13 protein-coding genes are annotated in these 21,332 nt (G+C 35.4%); 4 read left to right on the top strand and 9 right to left on the bottom strand.

Annotated elements, in window-relative coordinates; genetic code table 11:
* On the bottom strand, positions 1-740 hold a 740-nt coding region (locus tag DM397_RS01780; RefSeq protein WP_204251862.1), incomplete at its 3' end, for an MBG domain-containing protein.
* Entirely contained in the window at positions 685-1,218 is a 534-nt protein-coding gene (locus DM397_RS01775; RefSeq protein WP_111375911.1) for an IPT/TIG domain-containing protein, read from the bottom strand. The genes DM397_RS01775 and DM397_RS01780, both read right to left, overlap by 56 nt.
* A 660-nt stretch (positions 1,219-1,878) precedes the next feature.
* Between DM397_RS01775 and DM397_RS01770 the strand changes: the two genes are divergently transcribed.
* The 4 genes from DM397_RS01770 (at position 1,879) to DM397_RS01755 (ending at position 7,368) form a co-directional block, all read left to right on the top strand.
* Positions 1,879-3,369 carry an ankyrin repeat domain-containing protein gene (locus tag DM397_RS01770; RefSeq protein ID WP_111375910.1) on the top strand — a complete coding sequence of 497 codons (1,491 nt, stop codon included), beginning with the start codon at positions 1,879-1,881 and terminating at the stop codon, positions 3,367-3,369.
* A 109-nt stretch (positions 3,370-3,478) separates the two neighbouring features.
* Entirely contained in the window at positions 3,479-3,961 is a 483-nt protein-coding gene (locus tag DM397_RS01765; protein ID WP_111375909.1) for a DUF2271 domain-containing protein, read from the top strand.
* Between the two features lie 132 nt (positions 3,962-4,093).
* Positions 4,094-6,277: a PepSY domain-containing protein gene (locus DM397_RS01760; protein ID WP_111375908.1), complete on the top strand. Its 2,184-nt coding sequence runs from the start codon at positions 4,094-4,096 to the stop codon at positions 6,275-6,277.
* A gap of 98 nt (positions 6,278-6,375) precedes the next feature.
* On the top strand, positions 6,376-7,368 hold the full coding sequence (locus DM397_RS01755) for an FAD:protein FMN transferase (RefSeq protein WP_111375907.1): 993 nt from the start codon (positions 6,376-6,378) through the stop codon (positions 7,366-7,368).
* A gap of 247 nt (positions 7,369-7,615) precedes the next feature.
* Here DM397_RS01755 and DM397_RS01750 read toward each other — a convergent pair whose 3' ends face one another.
* From DM397_RS01750 to DM397_RS01720, 7 genes are all read right to left on the bottom strand, one after another.
* Positions 7,616-8,566, bottom strand: a complete 951-nt coding sequence (locus tag DM397_RS01750) for a M20/M25/M40 family metallo-hydrolase (RefSeq protein ID WP_239457769.1) — start codon at positions 8,564-8,566, stop codon at positions 7,616-7,618.
* Between the two features lie 145 nt (positions 8,567-8,711).
* Entirely contained in the window at positions 8,712-9,758 is a 1,047-nt protein-coding gene (locus tag DM397_RS01745) for a sialidase family protein (protein ID WP_111375905.1), read from the bottom strand.
* A 141-nt stretch (positions 9,759-9,899) separates the two neighbouring features.
* Positions 9,900-11,486, bottom strand: a complete 1,587-nt coding sequence (locus DM397_RS01740; RefSeq protein WP_111375904.1) for a SusD/RagB family nutrient-binding outer membrane lipoprotein — start codon at positions 11,484-11,486, stop codon at positions 9,900-9,902.
* A 16-nt stretch (positions 11,487-11,502) separates the two neighbouring features.
* On the bottom strand, positions 11,503-14,589 hold the full coding sequence (locus DM397_RS01735) for a SusC/RagA family TonB-linked outer membrane protein (RefSeq protein WP_111375903.1): 3,087 nt from the start codon (positions 14,587-14,589) through the stop codon (positions 11,503-11,505).
* Positions 14,590-14,851: 262 nt separating this feature from the next.
* The gene (locus DM397_RS01730) at positions 14,852-17,512 is read right to left on the bottom strand and encodes a glycoside hydrolase family 3 protein (RefSeq protein ID WP_111375902.1); all 2,661 of its coding nucleotides are present in this window, start codon (positions 17,510-17,512) and stop codon (positions 14,852-14,854) included.
* Positions 17,513-17,524: 12 nt separating this feature from the next.
* Positions 17,525-19,765, bottom strand: a complete 2,241-nt coding sequence (locus DM397_RS01725; RefSeq protein ID WP_111375914.1) for a GH92 family glycosyl hydrolase — start codon at positions 19,763-19,765, stop codon at positions 17,525-17,527.
* An 11-nt stretch (positions 19,766-19,776) separates the two neighbouring features.
* Complete coding sequence (locus DM397_RS01720) at positions 19,777-21,261, bottom strand: alpha-L-fucosidase (protein WP_111375901.1); 1,485 nt, start codon at positions 21,259-21,261, stop codon at positions 19,777-19,779.
* Between the last annotated feature and the right edge of the window lie 71 nt (positions 21,262-21,332).

The following is a 21,332-nucleotide window of genomic DNA, read 5'->3' as shown; positions in this document are numbered from 1 at the left end:
ACGATAAGTGCCACATGGCCTACCGTCAGGTTGCCATCCACATACGAAATAGAATAGTTCGGAGATGATGCTCCACTAGCCGTAATCGCATACAGGCCAACTGGACTTGAAGCTGTGGCTGTGGTGCTTATACTAGGTGTAACATCCAGAGAGGCTTCGGTATCCCCATTCACAAATCCCGAGTAGCTCACCGTCAGAGTCGGATTTGCGCTCCCATACGGCTTGCTCTTGTCGTCTGCCGTTACGATTAAAGCAGCTTTACTAACTGTTCCTGAAAGTTGAGGACTATTAACTGTAATTGCACTATTACTACTTAAAACTATATTGCCTATATAGTTTCCTACCCCAATATTTCCTTTCAATCTAATATATACAGGTGTTGCTGAAATAGTTCCGGCTGCACCTATTGTAATATTGTCAGTAAAAGTAACATTGTCTGCGCTTACTTCAAATTCTATTGGCGGAGCGACAAGAATTCCTTCCAACATGTTGGTACCAGAAACGTTAAAAGTCCCAGAAACTGAAGGTGTTCCATACGTGCTATTTAAAATCAATAGAGTTCCTGTATTTACTATAACAGGTTTTGTACGGGTCACCGTTATGGTATAAGTTGCTGTTGTACTGCCGTCTTGCGCTGTTACTACAGTTGTAATAACATTATCACCTTCTACTAATGCAATAGCATCAGATGGGCTTCCGTGAAGTGTTACGAAAAATAAGCACCGCTGCACCGCTACCATTAATGGCATTAAGAACTGCCAAATCAATTTTGCCATCACCATCAAAATCTCCCATTTCCATTCCGCTTCCTGCGTTACTAACGGTTGCAAAGTTTACTGCAGGTGCTATATCACTACTTGTAATACTTCCTTTGTTTGGCGTAAAAGTGGTCACAAATGATTCTGTCGAATAGCCTTTAAGGAGTGTTGCTGTATTTAATACAGAAACAGGCTGATATGTTGCACCAACAGGAGCTAACACAGTCAAACTAGTCGGACTTGCCGCAGTGACTTCGGCTTTGACAGCACCAAAATAAACAATATTTTCGGCTGCTGTCGCACCAAAATTACTTCCGCTTATTACTACTGCTGTTTTTGGAGGCCCGCTTGTTGGATTAATAGTAGATATTAAAGGTGCTTGAGCAATAACTGTTTGAAAAACAAACAAAAAACAAATCAACAAAGGGGTTCTGCCGAGTGAGATAAAATTACGAATCATGCCTTATAAATTTATAAAAAACAAAATGTTTTTTAGATTTGGTTCTAAGCTAAATTTTCAAAAAAGCGAAAAGAATAAAGGACAACGCAAAATTGTTTAAAAAAGAAAACAATCTCTACTGTAAAAAGACAATGTCTTAATACAAAATGACTTATGAGTGAATTATTTACAAGAAAAAATACTTTGAATAAATATTAAACTGTTTTTTTCTTAAATTTTTATCACATTGCTATAAAATTCTAAATTACAAAACCTCTGGTTCTAGTTTCTAAACAAAATGGTTTCAAATTACAATTTGAAACCATTTAAAAACCATTAATAATCAAGTAATTACAATCAAAAATAAAGAAAAATGGCACACAAAATATTCTTTTAAAAATAAATTCAGGAAAATTTTCCTAAAAATGCCAAAATGAAAAACAAATAACTGCCATGTGTTTCAATAATTTCAATGTGTGCTAAAGACATCTAATTTGTATAAAAACTATTCTCAAAATTTGACTATTTAGAAGATAATTAGATTTTTTTTAGATGGTAATACTTGATTTAAAATTATAAATCTCTACATTTGCTTTTATTTTTATTTATTCTAAATAGATTAAAAAATTCCAAAAAAAAAAATTAATCTTGTACAATTCAATAACCATAAATTATCGAAATATGAAAAAGAACCTTTTTGTTTCTTTTGCATTTGCTGCTACTTTATTTGTAAGTGCCCAACAAAAAAACTCACTATTGGATGCCACTTTCTGGAAAACTTCTCCAACTGTAGAAAAGGTTCAGACAGAAATTGCTAAAGGAAACAATCCTGCTGAAGCTAATGCCAATGCATTTGATGTTACAACTTTAGCCATTAATAATGATGCTCCTTTTGCAACTATCAAATTTTTAGTAGAACAGCCTGGAAATTCAATTACAAAATTAACCCACGATAATCGTATCTACCTGCACTGGGCTGCTTATAGAGGAAATACAGAATTAGTTCAATATTTAATTGCTAAAGGTTCCGATGTAAATTTTGAAGACAGCCACGGAACAGCTCCTGCTGATTTCGCTGCTTCAAACGGTCAATCAGATGCTGCGATGTATGATGCTTTCTTTAAAGCAGGACTTAATCCTACAAAAAAATATGCTAATGGAGCAAATCTTTTACTTTTAGCCATTGCTTCTGATAAAGATTTAAAAGCTGCAGACTATTTTTCTACTAAAGGAATGTCTTTAAAAGATGTTGATAATGATGGAAATACTGCTTTTTCTTATGCTGCAAGATCTGGAAATATTGCTCTATTGAAAAAACTTTTAGAAAAAGGAGTTAAACCAACAGATGGTGCACTTTTATTTGCTGCACAAGGAAGCCGAAGAGAAACAAATACTCTTGAAACTTACAAATATTTGGTTGAAGAAGTAAAAATTAAAGCAACTGCCCAAAACAAAGCGGGACAAAATGTATTGCATTTCTTGGCAGGAAAACCAAATCAGACAGAAATTATTCAATATTTCTTAGCAAAAGGTGTTGATGTTAATAAAGCAGATAAAGAAGGAAATACACCTCTTATGGCATCAGCTGGAGCAAGAGAAACTGCTGTTTTAGAATTGCTTCTTGCATCTGTTAAAAATATCAATGCCCAAAATCTAAAAGGAGAATCGGCTTTGACATTTGCTGTAAAAAATGGAACTCCAGAATCTGTAAATTTACTTTTAACAAAAGGTGCCGATGTGAATGTGAAAGATAAAGACGGAAACAATTTAGGCGTTTACTTGGTACAATCTTATCGCCCAGCAGGGAGAGAAAAAGCGGCAACAGATCCTTTTGATGCGAAAGCAAAATTACTTCAGGATAAAGGTTTAAATCTTGCAGCTCCTCAAAAAGACGGAAACACTTTATATCACCTAGCCATTACTAAAAATGATGTTTCTCTTCTTAAAAAAATCACTGATTTAAAAGTAGACATTAACGCTAAAAATAAAGATGGTTTAACAGCTTTGCACAGAGCGGCAATGACTTCTAAAGATGATGCCATCTTGAAATATCTAGTTTCAGCTGGTGCTAAAAAAGACATCAGTACAGAATTTGACGAAACAGCTTATGCTTTAGCAAAAGAAAATGAAGTGCTTACAAAAAATAATATCTCAGTTGAGTTTTTAAAATAACTTTTAAATAGTTATGAGTTTTGAGTTATGAATTATGAGTCGAAAATCTAAGCCATAATTCAAAACGCAAAATTCATAACTTATAATTCATAATTCATAACTTATTTTCATGAAATCAATATTAAAAATTGCTCTTACAAGCGCTTTCATCTTTTTAATTTCCTTCCAATCTCAAGCACAATCGAGCAAATATAAAATCATGCTTCAAATGAATAACTATATGGGTGAAGGTGCTTATATCGTTGTTTCTTTGGTTAATTCGGCTGGTGAGTACGAAAAAACGCTTTATGTAATGGGCGATGACAAAAAATGGTACAAATCATTAAAAGAATGGAACAAATTTCATACTCAGAAAAATGATGATATCAGCGCTAAAACTGGTGCTTCTGTGACTGGCGGAGACCGCAGTGTAACGACAATCGAAATTGAAAATTCTAAAATCAATAAAGGCTATAAACTTCGCTTTGAATCGGCTGTTGAAGACCAGAAATATTATGTGAGCGATCTTGAAGTTCCGCTTACAACTGAAGGTCTGGCTAATAAAACAGATGGTAAAGGCTATATTAAATATGTAAGATTAAACAAAATATAATCTTTAGCACATTATTTTTTAACCTTATAATGAGTACAAATTTTATTTTTGTGCTTTGAATTAAAATCTGAGCTTTGTCATCGTTTTAAACCTTGACAAAGCTTTAAACGTTTTTATAATAGAATACACTCAATGACTCTTTCTTTCTGGCGTTACGCACATTTGGCTCTAGCCTTATTTTCTTCTATTTTTTTGCTTTTGGCTTCGGTAACCGGAATTATTCTGGCAGTCGATGCAGTTCAGGAAAAAACACTTCCGTACAAAGCAGAAGATTTTAATAAAATAACTTTAGGAGAAACGCTGCCAGTTTTAAAGAAAGTATATCCAGAAATTACCGAATTAAGTGTCGATTACAATCAGTTTGTAACACTTCAAGCTATTGATGCTGATGGAAATGATGTTAAAGCATACATTGATCCAAAAACAGGAAAAACACTTGGAACACCCGCAAAGAAATCCGAATTTATAAATTGGATAACGAGTTTGCACCGTTCGCTATTTCTTCATGAAGCGGGGCGTTTTTTTGTAGGCGTAATTTCTTTTTGCTTGCTATTAATAGCCATTTCTGGTTTTGTTCTGGTTTTAAAAAGACAGCGTGGCATCCGAAATTTCTTTTCTAAAATAATTAAGGAATATTTTGCGCAATATTATCATGTTTTCTTAGGAAGACTAGCTCTAATTCCGATTCTCATCATTGCGCTTACGGGAACTTATTTATCACTGGAAAGATTTAACTTTTTTATGGGTGAAGAAAAAGCAAAACCTGTAAAAACAGAGCTTTCAGAAAAAACGAAAACAGTTTCAATTTTCAATACCACTTTATTATCTGATGTAAAGAAAATAGAATTTCCTTTTACAGACGATCCAGAAGAATATTACATCATCGAATTAAAAGATCGAGAAATAGAAGTCAATCAGGTTACAGGAGCAGTAATTTCTGAAAAGCGCTCGCCCATGACGGCGCAATTTGCAGCATTAAGTCTTGATCTTCATACCGGAAGAATTAACGGAATCTGGGCTGTTATTTTGGCAATTGCCTGCATTAATATTCTGTTCTTTATTTATTCTGGTTTTGCAATTACTTTGAAAAGAAGGTCTAGCCGAATTAAGAATAAATTTAAACCAAGCGAGAGTACTTTTATTCTTTTGGTTGGTTCAGAAAATGGAAGCACGTTCCGATTTGCCAATGCCATCCAGAAACAATTAATCAATCACGGGCAAAAAGTTTTTGTTAGCGAATTGAATAAATTCTCAGCTTATCCGAAAGCGGAACATATTGTTGTTTTCACTTCGACTCATGGCTTGGGAGATGCGCCTTCTAACGGAACACAATTCAAATCATTACTAGAAAAACAAAATCAAGAGCAGCAAATTAATTTCTCTGTCGTTGGTTTTGGTTCTAAATCGTATCCTGATTTCTGCCAATTTGCTATTGAAATAGATCAACTTTTAGGAAAACAAAAATGGGCAGATCGTTATTTGGATTTGAAAACAGTAAATGATAAATCGGCTGTTGAATTTGTAGAATGGGTAAAATTATGGAGTGAAAAAACGAGAATTCCGTTAGCAACAACGCCATCTTTGTACAATCATATTCCAAAAGGTCTGCAAAAGTTAATGGTTTTAGATAAAACGCCAATTTCAGAAACCGAACATACTTTTATTTTGACTTTAAGAGCAAGTGCAAGAACTAAATTTAGCTCAGGCGACTTGCTGGCAATTTATCCGGCCAACGACTCTAGAGAGCGCCTCTACTCTATCGGGAATCATTCTGGAAATATTCAATTGGTTGTAAAATTGCATCCAAACGGATTAGGTTCTGGCTTCTTAAATGCGTTAGAACCAGGAAATGTCATAAAAGCGCAAATTGTGAAAAATCCTGCTTTTCATCTTCCGAAAAAAGCTTCAAAAGTGGCTTTTATTTCTAACGGAACTGGTATTGCTCCTTTCTTAGGAATGATCGAACAGAATAAAGCAAAACAGGAACTCCATCTCTATAGCGGATTCAGAATGGAAACGCCAACGCTGATGGCATATAAAAAGTTTGCTGGAATTATGATTCAGAAAGAACATCTGGATAATTTTCATGTGGCACTATCGCGTGAAGCAGAGCATATTTATGTAATGGATTTGATCAAAAGAGATTCAACTTTCTTTGCAAATCTATTAAACAAAGGAGGTGTCATTATGATCTGCGGTTCGCTTGCGATGCAAAAAGATGTAGAGAATATTTTAAGCGAATTATGCACAACAAAAGGATTAAAAACGCTATCAGAATATAAAGCCAACAAACAATTTTTAACAGATTGTTATTAGAGTAATTTTAGATTTTAGATTTTAGATTTTAGGTTGTTGATTTCTGATTTTCAACTTTCGACTTTCGACTTTTGACTTTTGACTTTTTAATACATTTCATGCATAAATTATTATCATATAAAATTTCATTGCTGTTTATAATTATTTGCTGTTTATCAGCTCATTCGCAGGTATTACGAAAAAGAACGACGCTCTTAATGGGCGGACGTTTTGATATTTCTATTATAGATAGAGATTCTCTTTCGGCAGAAAAAAATATAGACGAAGTTATTGCTGAAATTACACGAATTGAATATTTAATCTCCGATTGGAAACCTAATTCTCAAGTTTCTGAAGTTAATCAGAATGCCGGAATAAAACCTGTAAAAGTGGATCGCGAAGTTCTTGAATTGACCAAAAGAGCGATTCAATTTTCTGAAATTACCAATGGCGGTTTTGACATTAGTTTTGCGGCAATGGACAGAATCTGGAAATTTGACGGTTCGATGACCGAAATGCCTTCGGCGGAAGCCATAAAAAAATCGGTAGAAAAAGTGGGCTATAAAAACATTATTCTAGACAGCACAGAATCTACTATTTTCTTGAAATTGAAAGGAATGAAAATTGGTTTTGGCGCTTTAGGCGAAGGTTACGCAACCGACAAATGCCGTGCTATGATGATTGCAAAAGGTGTTCAAGCCGGAATTATAAATGGTTCTGGAGACATGAGCACTTGGGGAAAACAACCCAACGGAAAAGATTGGAAAATTGGAATCACAAATCCGTTTAAACCTGAAAAGATTTTGGCAGCAGTTCCTTTAATAGACGGTGCTGTAACGACTTCGGGCAGTTATGAAAAATTCGTAGTTTTTAACGGTAAACGTTATTCGCATATTATAAATCCTGCAACAGGTTATCCCGCTACTGGTTTGTGTAGTGTAACAGTCTTTGGTCCAAACGCCGAAACCGCCAACGGATTAAGCACTTCTATGATGGTTTTAGGTCAGAAAGAAGGCTTGCTTTTACTGCAAAAATTTCCTGATTATAGTTGCGTAATGATTACTGATAAAGGGAAAATTGTTAAGTCTAAAAACTTCTCTTATAAGTTATGAATTATGAGTTTTGAGTTGCCTCCAGCTTTAGATGGAAGTGTAAAATAAAGATTTGCAAGGCTTTATCCAAACTTTCTTTCGGCTAAAGCCTTTTTCATTTCCATTAATAATAACCTCCAGCTAAAGCTGGAGGCAACTCATAATCTATAACTCCAAAAAACTAATTAACTTAACTTGTTTTGTGAAATTGAACAGGCATTAATTTCACTAGTCGACTTAATTTATTTGTAATGAATACCGCTTCGTATTAATTCTGTTTGATAAAAACCAAAGCTTCTTCGTAATTGGCAATTTGCGTAAGGGCATTATAAATATATTTTGAAACCAGCGCACCTCCTTCTGAATTAATCAACTCAATATCGTCTTCTGGCGTGTGATATTGCGGATGTCCGCCTGTATGAAAACCAACGGCTGAAATGGATTCTTTGTAGAAAGAAACATGATCTGAGCCGCCCACATCACCAGCATGAATAACAGGATTTAACCCGCTATTTTCTTGCAGTTTTTTCATCAATTCTACTCCGTTTGGAAAAGTTCCTGCGCCTCCCATATAAAGCTCATTTTTATCGTTCAATCTTCCGACCATATCCATATTGAGCATCACTTTTACAGCTTCTTTTGGAACTGGAAGATGATTTACAAAATATTTTGAACCAAGCAATCCCTCCTCTTCTCCGCTAAACGAAATAAAAATGATGCTACGTTTTGGTTTTACTTTCTGTTTTGAAATTTCTTCTAAAATGCACAGCAAAGCCGAAACTCCGGATGCATTATCATCTGCTCCGTTATGAATGGCAAAAGCTTCTTTCTTTTTACTTCCAGAACCTTGTCCGCCCCAACCCCAGTGATCATAATGCGCACCGATTACAATGTATTCGTTTTTAAAATTAGCATCTGAGCCTTCTATATAGCCAACAACGTTTTGCGTTGCCACACTATCCGATTTCATTTTATTGATTCCTTCTTTGACAAATACTTTGAAAGGCTGATAATAACTGTCATTGAATTGCTGTAAACCATATTTCTTAAAGTATTTTTTGATATATGCAGCCGCATCGTTATTTCCTTTAGTTCCCACAAAACGCCCTTCTAATCGATCTGACGAAAGGAATCTGTCATGTTTGTAAAAAGTATTAGCCATTTGTGCATTCACGAAAGTGTAGCAAAAGAAAAGAATTGCAATAAAGAGTTTTTTCATAATTAGTTGTCTATAGAATGGAACGCGGATGACACAGATTCGCCTTGCGAAAACGCGGATAAACGCAGATATGATAAAAAAATCCGTAAAAATCAGCGTCTTTACGAAGTAAATCCGTGTCATCCGTGTACCATCAATTCAAAGATTATAAATCAAAAGCGGTGTGTTTAATATATTTTCGATCAAAAGTATACAAAATGTGTATTCTTTTGTCTGTAGTTTGAATTATGGCGGGATAGCTGAATTCTCCTTTTTCCTGTTTTTCGAGGTCAAATAGTTTAGTCCAATTTAAACCATCTTTAGAATATTCAACATCTAGAATATTTCGTCCGTTAAACCAATCTTTACCTATTGGAAGCGGATTATTTACCAATAAAAATAGGTTTTTATTAATGGTTAAAGCATCAATACCAGAATTAGAATTGATCACATTTATGGTATTGGTTCTTATCCAACTTTTTCCATTATCTCCAGACCAGCTTGAAACTACTTTATTGTGTTTGCTTCGAGACAGCATTTGAATATCGCTTTTACCATGAATTAAAAATGTTGGCTGAATGATGTCAAAATTTTGATTGTTTTCTACCTCGATTCTCTTCCAAGAATCTGTCGCTTCTGTGTATTCTTCAACATGCACGCGCCATTCGTCTGTGTTGACACTTTCGGTGCTACTTCCGCATAAAATCACACCCGGAGTAGTTTCGATTGGTTTGTTTCGAATTGGTCCTAAAATTCCGTCTGGAAGATATTTTGGTTCTCCCCAAGTTGTTCCGTCATCTTTTGAAACCATCATAGCGCCAAACCATTCTCTCGGGTTTTTTCCAATTTTATAAAACAAATACAAATTTTGGCTTTTGCTTTTAAACAGAACCGGATTCCAGCATGGCAATGTATCACCGTTTTTAATTAATGGTTGAATCAATTCTTTAGGCGCAGACCATTTTTTGTCTTTATAAGCCGAAATATAAATTCCGACATCTTTTGCACCTTCATATTTTCCGCCAAACCAAGCGGCTAAAATTTCGTTTGGTTTGTATTCGACCAAAGTTGAGGCATGACTGTTTGTGGTAACAGGCGGATCTGCAATATAACTGCTTTCAATATTTACAGCTTTTATCTGTGCTTTTATTCCATTAGAAAAAAGAAATAAAGTCAATAGCGCTGCAACAGTATATTTTGTCTTTAAAATCATTTTATTGTGATGAAAATTAATATTGTATTATGAATTAAAGTTTGGGCAAAAATTCAGTCACTTATCTATAAAACAAAAGGAGAGTTACCTCTCCTTCTGCTCAAGTAACAAATCGATTGATTTTTTACTTTACCAAATTAATTATTTTGTGTCCCACCAAAGTTTTGTTCCGCCTGAATCTGGACCTCCTAATTTAGAAACTCCTTCATCTACGCCAGCTTTGTTTGCTGAGTACTCGTTTGTAGTATAAATAATTCTTTTCATCAAAGATTTACCAACTCCAGCATCTGGATTATCAGTATTTAAAACTGGATAGATTACTTTAGCATCACTTCTGCGTAAATCTGCCCAAGATTCCCAAGATTCAGGGAAAATTGCCAAATATTTTTGAACTGCTATTTGTGTTCTTTGATTCGATTCTGTTGAAGACCAAGCAACTGGTAATTTTACTGGAATATCTAGTAAATCTAATGTTGGATATACCGTTAAAACGTTTGGCAAAGTTGGCAAAGTTGATCCCGAAATATAGGCACTAATTGCTGCTGGATCGTTAATTCCCCATTGCATCAAAGATAATCTAATACCAGTTTCATACAAAGTTTTGGCATCTCCGCCCATGTTCCATCCATTTAAAGCTCCTTCTGCTCTGCTTAAGTAGTTCTCAGAAGCCATAAAGATTTCAATGTTTTTAGTTTCGCTAAGTGTATTAGCAGCTCCATTTCCTAAAACTTCATTATTAAAAGTAGAGAATTTAGTAGTTCCAAACTGATCTTGTAATCCTCCAACTGGCCTTCCTCTATACACACCAGTGTCAATTGGAGAAAACCATTTTGCTAATCGCGGATCGTTATATCCAACCAAAATACTTTCCATAGAAGAAGTCATTACATAACCCCAGCTATTTACAATCATATTTAGGTTGTTTGGAGTAATATTACTCGCTTTAAAGTATGCACTTTGATCATTTGCTTGCATAACTCCAGCAGCTACAGCAGCTTCAGCTTGCGTTTTTGCTCTTCCTGGATCTTTATCAGAAATTCTTAAAGCCAAACGTAATCTCAAACTATTTCCAAAAATTCTCCATTTATCAACGCTACCTGCGTAAACTCGATCATTTGGAGAAAGAGAAGCAACTGAAGTTACAGAAGTAGAACTCAATCTTGCATTTGCTTCGTCTAGTAATTTAAAGAAATCATCGTAAATAAACTCTACACTGTCATAAGGTACGCTTTCTTTACCATTACCAGCTTGGCTATAAGGAATTGGTCCATAAGCATCAACCATTTGATTGTACATAAAAACTTTCCAAATTTTTAAAACGGCCAATGCTTCAGCATTTCCTTCAGACGCCTTAATTGCATTGTTTAAAGCTGGAACTGCAACCGTATAAAATTTTGACCATGCACGTCCTTCATACCCATTAACAAAAGCATTTCTTTCTGTACCATAAGGAACACTATTATATTGCACAAAAGTGGATGGCAAAATACCAGTTGCGATACCCCATGTTCCATGATCATCAACACCTGGAGATGAATAAGACCCGTTATGTATACCAGCATATAACGCAGATGCAAATGCCGGTCCTGCCAATGTAGCATCTAACTGATCTTCAGTCAATGAATTAGGATCTTTGTTTATTTCATCAAAATCGCCAGTACAGCTTGATAAAATCGAAACTGCCATTAATGCAACTCCTAATGTTTTTATTTTAAAACTATATTTCATGATGTCTCTTTTTTAATTAAAATCCGAATTTAACATTCACTCCATAATCTCTCGTCGATGGAATGTTGAAAGACTCTATACCTTGTAAGTTACCTGTACCTGCTCCTGCTTCTGGATCAAAGTGCTCTGCTTTATTCAAGAAGAAAAATAAATTTCTACCTACCAATGAGAAATCGATACTTGAAAATCCTGAGTTACCTAATAAACGTTTTGGCATTGAGTAACCAAAAACAAGCTCTCTTAATCTGATATTTGTCGCATCATAAACAAATGGTTCTGCAATTGGAGTTCTCTGTCCGATTGCTGTCCAGTATTGTTCAGCATTGATGCTTGTTGTGTTTGGAGAGTAAGTTCCGTTTCCGTTATCTACAACACCATCTACAATAATTCCGCCGTTTCTTCCTGCTAAAGTAATATCGCTAACCCCTAAACCAGCTTGTCTAGCTTGAGTGTATGAAATAACTTCACCGCCGATTCTGAAGTCAATTAAGAAGCTTAAAGAGAAATCTTTGTATTTAAAGTTGTTTTTGAAACCTGCAGTCCAATCTGGGTTGAAGTTACCAGCGCGAACATCAAAACCATTTGTAGCTAATGGAATACCGGCACTATTTACAATAATTTGTCCAGCGTCGTTTCTTTGGAAACCTTTGATGTATAAATCACCATATTCACCTCCAACAACCACTTTACTTCTCACTAAACGTCCTTCACCAATTACTAATTCATCTCTTCCGTCATAGATTGATTTTACTTTTGACTTATAAGAAGCATAGTTTGCTGTAATATCCCAAGTAAAGTTTTCTGTTTGAATTGGAGTAGCAGTAAGTGTTAACTCGATACCTTTATTTTCAATGTCACCACCATTTACGATAGCTCTAGAGAATCCAGAAGACTCAGGTGTATTAATGTAGAAAATTTGGTTATTGGTCAATGTATTGAAATATGTAAAATCTAAACCTAAACGGTTGTTGAAAAATCTAACATCGGCACCAAACTCTGTAGAAGAAGAAATCTCTGGTTTTAAGTTTGGATTTGCTTTTGTGTTTTGTCCGTATAACATACCACCGTTTCCTCCAATGTATGAGAATCTTTGCTGTGTCTGATAAGGATCTGTATCGTTACCAACCTCTGCGTATGAAGCTCGAACTTTAGCAAAACTAATTACTTCTGGCAATGTAACCATATCAGAAATAACAGCTGAAAGTCCAAAAGATGGGTAGAAATAATCTTCTGGTAAAGTAGATGACCAGTCATTTCTAGCCGTTAAATCTAAGAATAAGTAGTTTCTGAAACCAATCTGACCAAATCCATAAACAGAATTAATTCTTTTTTCTGAAGCTGTAGAAGTAGATTGAACCGTCTGAACATTTGATAAAGCGAAGTAATTTCTTTTACTTAAAACACCGCCAGAGGTTAAAGCTGAACTATTTTGCTGCAATGAGCTGGCACCAGCATTAAGACCAACAGAAAAATCTCCGAATTTTTCATTGTAAGAAAGTAAAGCATCTACGTTTAATTCGCTTACTGTTTCATAAGATTCGCTATAAGAACCTAAATTACTGTTAAAAGCGGCCGTTGCGTATCTGTTTCTTACATTTTTGTTTGTCATTTGGTCTAAACCTGCTCTACCTTGTAAGCTTAACGTTTTTGTAAACTCATATTTAAGAGAAGCTAAACCAATAAATCTATTTCTTTTATCTGTACGAGCATCATCTCTTAATGCAGACCAGAATGGGTTTCCTCCAGGAGCTCCAGTTTCGTCAAGGAAATAGTTTACTTGTCTTTGTCCTGCAGCATCAAAATATTCGAAATCTTTATAATCGTTGTAAGCAATACTACGAGGCAATAAATAAGCAGATGTTCCGATAGACTCTTCACCTGTTCTCAATAAATTGTCAATATCCTGAACGATGTAGTTTGTTTTAACATCCAATGATAATTTATCAGAAATCTTGCTTGTCAATCTTAAGTTAAGATTGTGTCTATCCATTTTGTTCCCTCCCACAATACCTTCAGCACGTGTGTTAGTATAAGAGAAATAACCTTGCGCTTTTTCGTTACCAGCAGTAACTGTCAAAGTGTTTGCCAAGTTATAACCTGTTTTGTAGAAATCAATAACGTTGTTTGGCTGTGGAGAATAGCTTTGTGTAGCAGGTCCAGCATAATTTGGATTACGAACCAACTGCCATGCAGATACCTGACGTCCGTCTAAAGGTGCTCCCCAGCTTGAGCTAGAATTAGAAACATAATTTCCGTTTGTTCCTTGACCGTACTCGTTTTGCAAGTTCATCAAATTATAAGCTGAAGAAGCCATAAAATTAGATGATAACGAAACCGACGTTTTTCCAGATTTACCCGATTTAGTCGTAATTACGATTACACCGTTTGAAGCTCTAGAACCGTAAAGTGCTGCTGCAGATGGTCCTTTAAGAACAGTCATCGAAGCAATGTCTTCTGGGTTAATGTTAGAGATACCGTCAGGCTGAGTAGTTCCTCCTGTGTCAATATCAGGGTTAGTATTAGTTGTTCCGTTACTAATTGGCACACCATCTACTACATAAAGAGGCTGGTTGTTTCCGTTAAGAGATCTATTACCTCTTAAAGTAATTCTGGAAGAAGAACCAACACCATTTGAAGTAGTAGAGAAGTTAAGACCCGCAACTTTACCAGAAAGTGAGTTGGCAACGTTTAATGATCTTGCTTCAGATAACTCATCTACAGAAACGTTTTGTGCAGAATACGTAATGGCTTTTTTCTCTCTCTTAATACCAAGAGCTGTAACCACTACCTCTCCTAACTGCTGCGTATCTGGGCCAAGAGTTACATTAATTGTAGATTGTGCTCCCACAGCAACTTCTTTTGTAGCAGATCCTACATAAGTAAAAACCAAAACTGCCGATTGATTAGGAACACTAATGCTGTACTTACCATCAAAATCTGTTGAAGCACTTGTTTTAGTTCCTTTAACAATAATATTTGCTCCAGGAATCGGAATCCCGCTTTGAGCATCTGTTATCGTTCCTTTTACTGTGGTCTGCGCTTCTAGGCTTTGAAAACCAAAAAGGCATATGACCAACAGTAATTTTAGTACGTTTTTAATCATATTAGTTGTTTTTTTAGAGTTAATAACATGTTAAACTTAAGAATACATTCTGTTAACAAAATATAATTTCGACAAATGACAATTTTGAAAAGGTGTTGGTAAATCTTAAGCATTTTATTGAAAGAAAACGTTTTCATTTGTAATCCTACTCTGCCTTAAATTAAAAGACCAAATTCTATTATTGAATAGAATTTGGTCTTTTATAATTGTATTCATTTTTTTAAAGTAAAAACGCCGAAAAATCTTCGGCGTTTTTGGGTTTTTAGTTCAAAACCTTAAATTTAGTTTTAAGTAAATCGGTCGAATTTCCGCCGACCATCACTTCAAAATCTCCAGGCTCTACAACGCGCTTCATTTCTCTGTTCCAAAGAGATAACTCATCTGGAGTAAGTGTAAATTCAACATTTTTTGTTTCGCCTTTCTTTATATTTAATCTTTTGAATCCTTTTAACGTTTTTTCAGGAGTTGTAACCGAACTGTAAACATCATTAATGTATAACTGAACCACTTCATCTCCATCTCTGTCTCCAACGTTTTTAACATCAACAGAAACTTTTACTTCACCGTTTGGCTTAATTTCGGTAGTATTCAGTTTTAAATTAGAATATTCAAACTTCGTATAACTCAATCCGTAACCGAATGAATATAAAGGATGCTCGCTTTCTGCAACATATTTATGAATCGCAGATGGTTTCTGGTTATAATATATAGGTAACTGCCCAACTGATTTTGGAACTGTAATTGGTAATCTTCCACCTGGGTTATAATCTCCAAACAAAACATCAGCAACCGCTCTACCTCCTAATTCTCCAGGGAACCATCCTTCTAAAACTGCAGGAATATTTTCAGCAATCCAGTTTGTAGAAAGCGGACGACCATTTAACAACACACAAACTACCGGAGTTCCTGTTTTTTGAATTTCTTCAATTAATTGCTGTTGAATTCCAAATAAGTCCAAAGAAGCTACGTCTCTGTTTTCTTCAACCAATTCGTTTGATTCTCCTAAAACCACAATCGCAACATCTGCTTTTTTAGCGGCATCGATTGCTGGCTGTAAGTTTACTTTTTCTAAATTCCAACGAAAATGAGCTCTAGCACCCCAGCCTCCTTCCCACATTTCAATGCGGACTTTGTACTTTTTACCTTTTTCAATGTTTTTGGGAACGGTAACCATACTTGTCGCTCCTTTTGTCCAGTTGTCGATAACCAATTGATCGTCGATATACATTCTAATTCCGTCATCAGAACTTAAACCTAACCAGCCATCCAGTGCCTGATCTGATTTTAAGAATCCTGTCCATCTGATAGAAAAATCATCCACATTCACACCATCACCAGGTGCCCAAGGCCAGTCAAACTCTAACTGACTATCAATACGAGTTAATGCTGGAGTTCCTTCTAAGTTTCTGTTATTAAAATATTCTCCTTTTAATCCATTTTGAGATTCGTCTGGAGTAAATAAATATTTAGATGGAATAATCTGTCCTTTTACGATCAATGGAACTCCTTCTTCATAAACTACATTTGCAGTTTTTCCAACCAATTCCTTTACTCCCTCAAAAACCGTCATTCCAACACTATTTTTAGGAGCATAACCTCCCAATCTTGAAGCATTTGCATTTGGTCCGATAACCGCAATATTTTTCAAGTTTTTGCTTAAAGGCAAAATATTGTTCTCATTCTTCAATAAAACCATTGATTTTTGAGCCGCTTCTAAAGCAACAGCTTGGTTTTCTGGAGTATGAAAACGCTCTTTAATCAGATTTTTATCTGTGTATGGATTTTCAAATAACCCTAATAAGAATTTCAAACGTAAAACTGCTCCCGCTGCACGGTCGATATTTTCTGTTGTCAATTTCTTTTCATTTACTAATTCAATAACAGTACTCTGCCAGAATTCATTTGAAAAATCATAAAACTGCATATCTACACCAGCTGAAACCGCTTCTCTAATAGCATCTTTAGGAGAATCAGCCACTTTGTGAGTCGTCTGGATATATTTAATAGCTCCCAAATCTGAAACTACCAATCCTTTAAAACCCCATTCGTTTCTTAAAACATCTGTCAGTAACCAATGATTTGCTGCACAAGGAATTCCGTCTAACTCAGAATATGCGCACATCGTTCCTAAAGCACCGCCTTTTCTAAAAGCTTTTTCGAAAGATGGCAAATGGTCTTCTCTTGCAGAACGTTCTCCAACCAAAATTGGCGAAGAATTTCCTCCCGCTTGTGGAATACCGTGAACCGCGAAGTGTTTTGGTTCTGCAATAATAGAACGATCCGATTTTAAATCGTCTCCCTGCATTCCTTTAATGAAAGCCAAACCAATTTCACTATTTAGGAAAGCATCTTCACCAAAAGTTTCAGCTACACGTCCCCATCTCGGTTCGCGTCCTAAATCTAAATTTGGTCCAAAACCAAAATGAACTCCATGAGCTCTGGCTTCCATACCAATAACTTTACCTACTTTGTCCATCGTAGCAATATCCCAAGTTGCCCCAAGACCAATATTCATTGGGAAAGCGGTACTTCCTTCGTCTAAATAACCGTGAAGCATTTCACACATAATCAGCGCTGGAATTCCCCAACGGTTTCCTTTGATTACATTAGTTTGCAAATCATTAATCATTTTCGCCGAACGCGGATAAAGATCATGAATCGCTCCGATTCCTAATTTTCCAATTTTTTCTGCCGATTTAGATTTAGCAAAATCTTCTTTATCTTTAAAAAAATCTCCTCTGTACATATCCATCTGACGCACTTTTTCTTCAAGCGTCATACGGCTTAGCAAATCTTGAACTCTTTCTTCTACTGGTAATTTGGCATCCTGATACGGATATTTCTTCTGGGCGTGGATCTGGTTTAAAAAACCAACAGCCATTACAAAAATAATGGCCGTTTTCTTCATTCTTAATTGTAACATAGTTGTGTGTGTTTAGTTTTGAATCACTTTAAGCTTTGTTCCATTCACAAAATCATCATGCGAAATAAAAAAGGTATTAAATGATTTTCCGTTTAGCTCAATCGAATTGATTTTCCCTCCATTATTGAGTTGTCTTTCAATTACAATGCTTTCTTTTTTATAATATCTTGGATCTAATTTGATCGTCACTCTATGAAACATTGGCGTTGTAATGGTGTAAATTGGATCTCCTGGAAAAATTGGATAAATTCCCATCATCGAATACACCAACCAAGCCGACATGGTTCCTGTATCGTCATTTCCTGGCAATCCTTTTGGTTCATTTTTAAAATATTCGCGAACCAATTTCTTTACCATGTCCTGAGCCTTATATTCTTCGCCTTTCACATAATTAAACAAATACGGATTGGCAATATCTGGTTCGTTTGCCATATCAAATTGTTTGGTATCGAAGATTTTCTGCAATTGTGCTGAAAAAACTTTTTCACCGCCCATTAATTTCATTAATCCCTTAATGTCATGCGGAACCATAAAATTATACTGATAAGCATTTCCTTCTATAAAACCAATATTTTCTTCAAAATTAGCACCAGAAGTAGGATCAAAAGGTTCGTACCAATCTCCGTTTGCAGTTCTTGGGCGAAGCAAATTCAGATTCTTATCAAATAATTTTCTGTAGGATAACGAACGATTATAAAAACGTTTTACATTGTCTTTATCCCCAAATTCGTTAGCCATAACCGAAATAGCATGATCTGAAATATTGTATTCCTGAGTCGTCGAAACTGGGCCTTTGTTATCGGTTGTCAAATATCCTTTTTTGATATAATCTTTCAATCCTGGACGAAGCGGATTATTTTCAATATTATCTGCGCCTTTCAACATCGCATAATAGGCTTTATTAACATCGTAATCACGAACACCTCTCATATAAGTATCTGTAATTACTATACTTGCAGGATCTCCAACCATGGTAAAAGTTTCAGTCGAATTCAGTTCCCATTTGGGTAACCAGCCGTTTTCATCAAACATAGTCAACATACTTTTTACCATATCAGATTGCTGTTTTGGATAAACCAAAGACATCAATGGATGTACATTTCGGTACGTATCCCATAAAGAAAATACGGTATAACGGGTGTCATCGGTTTTAGCAATTTTACTTCTTTTGATTACGGGATATTGTCCGTTAATATCATTTAAAGTATTTGGGTGAATTAAAGTATGATACAAAGCTGTGTAGAAAATCGTATTGTCATCTTTTGTACCGCCTTCAACCAAAATTTTAGACAATTCTTCGTTCCATTCGCTGTAGGTTTCTTTGTAAATTGCATCAAAAGATCTGTTACCAACCTCTTTTGCTAAGTTTTCACGGGCATTTTCGATACTTACGTACGAAATTCCGATCTTCACTTCAACCGTTTCTTGTTTATCGAATTTATAGGTAAAATAACTTCCAATACTATCACCTACTACGGTTTTAATGGTATTTTCCATTATTCTCGCTTTTCCGTTGTAACCCATCCATTGCGCTTCAACGCCGTTGTATTTTGCAGTTTTTTTCCAAACTCCAAATTTATGAGCAGGTTTAGAAAATTGAGCCACAAAATAAACTGGATAAGCATCTTCTGGACTGTTATAACAAAACGAACCAACAGATCGCATTCCTTCAATTTCTGTAGAAGAAACCACTTTTATCATTGCTCCTTCTTCATTGGTTAATCCCAATCCAAGATTTAATAAAATATTAGATTGCCCTTTCGGGAAAGTGAATCTGCTCACGCCCACTCGCTTTGAAGTGGTAAATTCGCCTTTCACTTTGTATTTGTCGATGTTTACGCTGTAATACGCAGCTTTGGCAACTTCATTAGAATAAGTCGAACCGTATTTTAAGTGATCGATTTCTACTGCTCCAGTGGTTGGCATCAATAAAATAACACCCAAATCTGGACAGCCAACACCGCTTAAATTTACTTGAGAAAATCCAGTCAAAAAGGTATTCTCATTCACATACGGGTTCGAAAGCCATTGACTGTCTTTTTCCATCGGAGTATTTTTTACTCCAGCCACATTAAACGGACTAATACTTGCCATTCCGCGCGGAGCAATTGGTCCCGGAAAAGCCGCGCCATAATTGGAAGTGCCAATAAACGGATTCACGAAATCGGCAGGTTCTTGCGCAAAAATCGTAATGCTAAAAAACAGCATGCAAAAAATACATGCTGTTTGAAATTTGTTTGTATTTAAAACCATAGGTTTCATTTTTATCTGTTGATCGCTTCAATTTTTAAAGTCCACGCTTCTTTTGCAGGAAGATTGTTTCTTAAACTTTCAGGAATAATTACTTTAAATCCGTTTCCTTCTTTGGTCCATTTTAAAGAAGTTTTAGAACCTAACATCGTAATCTTAGTTCCTTTTTTAGGGCTGATCGATTTTACAATAACTTCAGCAGGAATTTTATCTTCTCCTTCTTTAGCTAAATAAAATGCAAATACATTACCCGCTTTATTTTGTGTAAAACAAATGTTTTCTTCTTTGTAAGGTTCGATTGGTTTTGTGTTGTAAATCGCTGTGCTGTTTACTTTCATCCAATCTCCGTAAGCTTGCAATAAATCGTAAGCGCCTTTATCCCATTCTCCTTCTGGACTTGGAGCAACGTTTAATAATAAGTTACCACCTTTTGCTACAATATCAATCAACAAATGAATACCTTGTCTTCCTGTCATGTATTGAGCGCCTGGAGAATAAGACCATCCACCACCTGCTGGAATACAAGATTCCCAAGGATAAGGCAACGTTTTAGCAGGAACACGTCCTTCTGGAGTTAAGTAGTTTTGGTTTTTACCGTGAACCGCTCTATCAACCACAATTAAACCTGGCTGTTTCTGACGTGCTTTTACAACCAACTCATCCATTTTTGGATCTTGGTCAACAACTCTATGTTTGATGAAACCGTTTTTAGATTCGTTTTCTGTAAATTTCTCGTCGTAATTTTCTTTGATGTTCACTTGGTCTCTTTTTCTAACCCATCCTCCATCTAACCATAAAATATCTACTTTACCATAGTTAGAAAGAATTTCTAAAATTTGGTTGTGAGTGAAATCAACATATTTCTGCCATTTTTCAGGGTATAAAGACGGATCGTAGTTTACGTTTCTATCGAATGGTGGAAAATAAGGATCCCAGTAGTTTTCGTTATGCCAGTCTGGTTTAGAGAAATAAGCTCCAGTTGAAATACCTTCACCTCTAAAAGAGTTAAAAATTTCTTTTAAAACATCTGCTTTAGGGTTGGTATGAAAAGGAACATCTTTGCTGGTAATCTTGTAATCAGAATATTTAGTATCGTACATATTGAAACCGTCATGGTGTTTGGTGGTAAAAACCATGTATTTCATTCCAGCATATTTAGCCGCTTTTGCCCATTTTGCAGGGTCAAATTTTACGGGATTAAAAGTCTTTCTTAAACCTTCATAATCTTTAATATAATCATTATAATTAGACGGATTGCTTCCTTTTTTACGTTCGCACCATCCATAATCTTCTGGACAAATAGACCAAGATTCTACAATACCCCACTGGCTGTAAGTTCCCCAGTGCATAAGCAAACCAAATTTTTTGCCTTGCCATTCGTCTAAGTTCTTTAGAACTAACGGATCTGTTTCTGGTACGTATCTTTCATCTTCATATATCGCCTGAGCGAATATCTGAGCTGAAAATAAAAGGGCGATTATGAATATTCCTTTTTTCATCTTTAATCTAATTTATAATTTATTATTCTTTGTTTTTCTGGTTTAATAGGTAATCTTTACTCGTTGGGTGA

The organism is Flavobacterium nitrogenifigens (assembly GCF_003254565.1).
GTDB classification, from domain to species: domain Bacteria; phylum Bacteroidota; class Bacteroidia; order Flavobacteriales; family Flavobacteriaceae; genus Flavobacterium; species Flavobacterium nitrogenifigens.
The sequence above is the reverse complement of the archived record's forward strand: the minus strand, read 5'-3'. Positions and strand labels throughout refer to the sequence as shown.

Coding starts and splice junctions, on each gene's coding strand:
- DM397_RS01775 (WP_111375911.1), bottom strand. CDS start 1,218: ATGATTCGTAATTTTATCTCACTCGGCAGAACCCCTTTGTTGATTTGT.
- DM397_RS01770 (WP_111375910.1), top strand. CDS start 1,879: ATGAAAAAGAACCTTTTTGTTTCTTTTGCATTTGCTGCTACTTTATTT.
- DM397_RS01765 (WP_111375909.1), top strand. CDS start 3,479: ATGAAATCAATATTAAAAATTGCTCTTACAAGCGCTTTCATCTTTTTA.
- DM397_RS01760 (WP_111375908.1), top strand. CDS start 4,094: ATGACTCTTTCTTTCTGGCGTTACGCACATTTGGCTCTAGCCTTATTT.
- DM397_RS01755 (WP_111375907.1), top strand. CDS start 6,376: ATGCATAAATTATTATCATATAAAATTTCATTGCTGTTTATAATTATT.
- DM397_RS01750 (WP_239457769.1), bottom strand. CDS start 8,566: ATGAAAAAACTCTTTATTGCAATTCTTTTCTTTTGCTACACTTTCGTG.
- DM397_RS01745 (WP_111375905.1), bottom strand. CDS start 9,758: ATGATTTTAAAGACAAAATATACTGTTGCAGCGCTATTGACTTTATTT.
- DM397_RS01740 (WP_111375904.1), bottom strand. CDS start 11,486: ATGAAATATAGTTTTAAAATAAAAACATTAGGAGTTGCATTAATGGCA.
- DM397_RS01735 (WP_111375903.1), bottom strand. CDS start 14,589: ATGATTAAAAACGTACTAAAATTACTGTTGGTCATATGCCTTTTTGGT.
- DM397_RS01730 (WP_111375902.1), bottom strand. CDS start 17,512: ATGTTACAATTAAGAATGAAGAAAACGGCCATTATTTTTGTAATGGCT.
- DM397_RS01725 (WP_111375914.1), bottom strand. CDS start 19,765: ATGGTTTTAAATACAAACAAATTTCAAACAGCATGTATTTTTTGCATG.
- DM397_RS01720 (WP_111375901.1), bottom strand. CDS start 21,261: ATGAAAAAAGGAATATTCATAATCGCCCTTTTATTTTCAGCTCAGATA.